Source organism: Methanobrevibacter sp., from assembly GCF_045116495.1.
GTDB lineage: Archaea > Methanobacteriota > Methanobacteria > Methanobacteriales > Methanobacteriaceae > Methanocatella.
In genome coordinates, this window is record NZ_JBGULU010000064.1 from 1 (window position 1) to 3,133 (window position 3,133).

Here is a 3,133-nt window from a genome sequence, read left to right on the forward strand (position 1 = left end):
TATTTTTTTGAGTGTAATTTCAACTCTTGCGCTGATGTTGGTTTTTTCCGGTAACATAATACATATATTTATTATGTATTATATATAAAATTTTATTATAAAAAAAATATAAAAGTAATAATAAATATTACTTTCACTTATGAAAAATAGTTTTTATTTAAGAGTTATATACGTGAGATATATTTTTTGAAGTTATTCTCCGTCATCCATTTCATCAAGTTCCTTTTGCAAGTCATGGATTTGCATTTCCTTGTAAAATCTTTCGAACTTGCCTACTTCAATGAGATAAGCTGAAACTTCAAGAGCATCCCTATAGGTATAATTGGACTCTTTGATAATTTGCTTTTTATCTTCATCCATGTAGGATGATGTATTATTTATATTGGCCATAGCTATTACAACCGGTATATAATAATTAATATAATATTTTATTATTTCAATTATATAAAATTATCATTAAAAATTCATGACAATATGTTTTCAGGATTATGTTGAGAATTTCAAAATACGAATTAAATGCCTAAATAGATTTAGTTGAATTAATATGGAGTTTTTTTAGAAAAAAGTTTGAATAACGAGCTGATCTCCATAATAATTCAACTGACCTTTACCAATATCTAGCCACCCAAATAATTTTTGAGTGGTACTAATTAATCTTAATTTAAACATATTTAAAGGAAGTGCGAGAGAGCAGATGATGACTAATCATTGATGAGGATATTGAATCATTTCATGATCGATGTTTCCATCAAGATATGATTGATATAATTAATAGCTATGTTTTTTCATTCAATTAAATTAGATGACATTGACATTAATGGCAACCTTTTTGGATTTGATTTTTAAACAGAGATATATATGCAAGGGTTCCAGAAAGTAAGTTTTGAATAGTAAATGGTCAATGGTAATGTGAGTATTTGAAAAAAATATTAAAGTGTATCATTTGAGATGATAATTTTATCAAATCAGATAATACACAGAAATTATAATCCGTTGTGTTTATTTTTTAGCTTTTCTGTAATCCTTTCCTGAAATCTTATAATTCACAAGAGTTGAGGAATAAATGATTACAATAACTGACCCGATATTGTGAACCAATGCTCCTGCAATTGGATCTAAAACACCAAGAATAGCTAATATCATTGCAATTATATTTAAAGCTAGGGAGAATGTAATGTTTAAATTAATTGTTCTCAATGTTTTTCTTGCAATGGCTATCAGGTGAGGTATGTCACCTATATTGTCATTGATTAAAGCGATGTTTGCTGCTTCTATGGAAACGTCACTTCCAATGCTTCCCATTGCTATTCCTACATTAGCTTTTCTTAGGGACGGTGCATCATTTATTCCATCACCAATCATTGCTACTTTATTTCCTTTTAATTGCTCTTGTTTGATGTATTCAGTTTTATCTTCGGGAAGACAGTTGTATTGAGCGTTTGTAACCTTAACCTCTCGGGAAATGAATTTTCCGGTTTCTTCATTATCTCCTGTTAGAAGTGTGGTTTTCATTCCTAAACGTTTAAGCTGTTTTACGGTTTGCCTTGAATTTTCACGCAATGTATCTGCAAGCAATACTATTCCAATGATTTCATTGTCTTTTGCGACAAATATGGTGATTTCTCCATTTTTGTTTTCTTCATCATAATTTAATGGAATGTTTTCTGCTTCGAGAAGTTTTTTATTTCCGGCGATAATTTTTGATCCTTCAATTATTCCAGTGACTCCTTTTCCGATGTGCATTTTGAAATCAGAAACATTTGCCAAATCTGTCTTATTGTAATATTTGACTATGGCCTTTGCAAGGGGATGTTCTGATTTTGATTCAAGGGATGCGAGAAGATACATCATTTCTTCTTCGTTGTCTGAAATTACTTTTACAACTTCCGGTGTTCCGTGTGTTAATGTTCCTGTTTTATCAAATACCAGTTCATCTACACGTGCCAGTTCTTCAAGGGATTCTCCGTCTTTTACCAGGATACCGTATTTTGTCAGGTTTCCTATTGCGGCCATTATTGCTGTCGGTGTTGCCAGAACCAGTGCGCATGGGCAGAATACTACCAGTATTGTAACTGATCTTATTATTTCTCCGGTTACGAAGTATGTTATTATTGCGCTTAAGAATGCAATTATTACGATCCATGTTGCCCATCTGTCTGCTGATCTTACGATTTTTGCGTTTTCAGGTTTTGATGATTCCACCAGTCTGATTAACTTTTGAAGAGAACTGTCTTCGCTGACTTTTGTTGTTTTCATAGTGAATGAACCGTAGAGGTTGATGGTTCCGCTGAACACTTCGTCGTTGACTGATTTGTCAACCGGTACTGATTCGCCTGTGAGTGTGGCCTGGTCAATTGAGGTTTCTCCTTCTATTATTATTCCGTCTGTTGGAATGCTTTCACCAGGAAGCACTTTTAATGTATCTCCTATTTTAACTTCGTCAACTGGTATTTTCTCTTCAACTCCTTTTTTGATTCTTGTTGCAACCTGAGGAGTCATTTTAACAAGTTCTTCTATTCTTCCCTGTGCCTTTGACACGGTGTATTCTTCCAAAAATCCACCGATTGCCATGATTGTTGCAATTTCACCGGCCGCAAATACTTCGCCTATAATGATTGATGCTATAATGGCTATTGTAACCAGCAAATCTGCTTTTATATCAAATTCTGTTATTAGACCTTCTGCACATTCTTTAAATATTGGTATTCCGCATAATATTACTGCAATCCAAGATAGGTAATCGAGAGATAGTAGAAAACTTGCGATTACACTTATTGCGGAGATAACAATTAGCAATATGTCTATTTTTTCATCTCTACTAAAATTCATATTAAACAGCCCCACAAGTATAGGTATACCCCTTTGGGTAATAAGGTTATTTTAAAAAAAATTAAAGTCTGGAGTAATATTCTAAAATTGATGAAATGTCACTTAATGCCTCGTCTGAGTCACTTTTATCGATAGCGTCTTTAACGCAGTGCTCGAGGTGTCCTTCAACAATTATATGTCCGACTTTATGTAATGCTGATTTTGATGCATTGACTTGCATTAATATTTGTTCACATGGAATATCTTCTTCAATCATACGGTCAATTGCATTAAGCTGACCTATGATTTTTTTGATTCTTCTATG

3 protein-coding genes are annotated in these 3,133 nt (G+C 32.8%); all 3 read right to left on the reverse strand.

What is annotated here, in order from left to right:
• Nucleotides 1-192: 192 nt before the first annotated feature.
• Nucleotides 193-390 carry a hypothetical protein gene (locus tag ACJMLH_RS03130; RefSeq protein ID WP_100815195.1) on the reverse strand — a complete coding sequence of 66 codons (198 nt, stop codon included), beginning with the start codon at nt 388-390 and terminating at the stop codon, nt 193-195.
• 609 nt (nt 391-999) lie between these two features.
• Complete coding sequence (locus ACJMLH_RS03135) at nt 1,000-2,829, reverse strand: heavy metal translocating P-type ATPase (protein ID WP_405274637.1); 1,830 nt, start codon at nt 2,827-2,829, stop codon at nt 1,000-1,002.
• 61 nt (nt 2,830-2,890) lie between these two features.
• Nucleotides 2,891-3,133: metal-sensing transcriptional repressor (locus ACJMLH_RS03140; protein ID WP_405274639.1), on the reverse strand; the 243-nt coding region annotated here is incomplete at its 5' end.

Excerpts from the sequence above, each read along its gene's own strand:
- ACJMLH_RS03130 (WP_100815195.1), bottom strand. The coding sequence starts at position 390 with ATGGCCAATATAAATAATACATCATCCTACATGGATGAAGATAAAAAG.
- ACJMLH_RS03135 (WP_405274637.1), bottom strand. The coding sequence starts at position 2,829 with ATGAATTTTAGTAGAGATGAAAAAATAGACATATTGCTAATTGTTATC.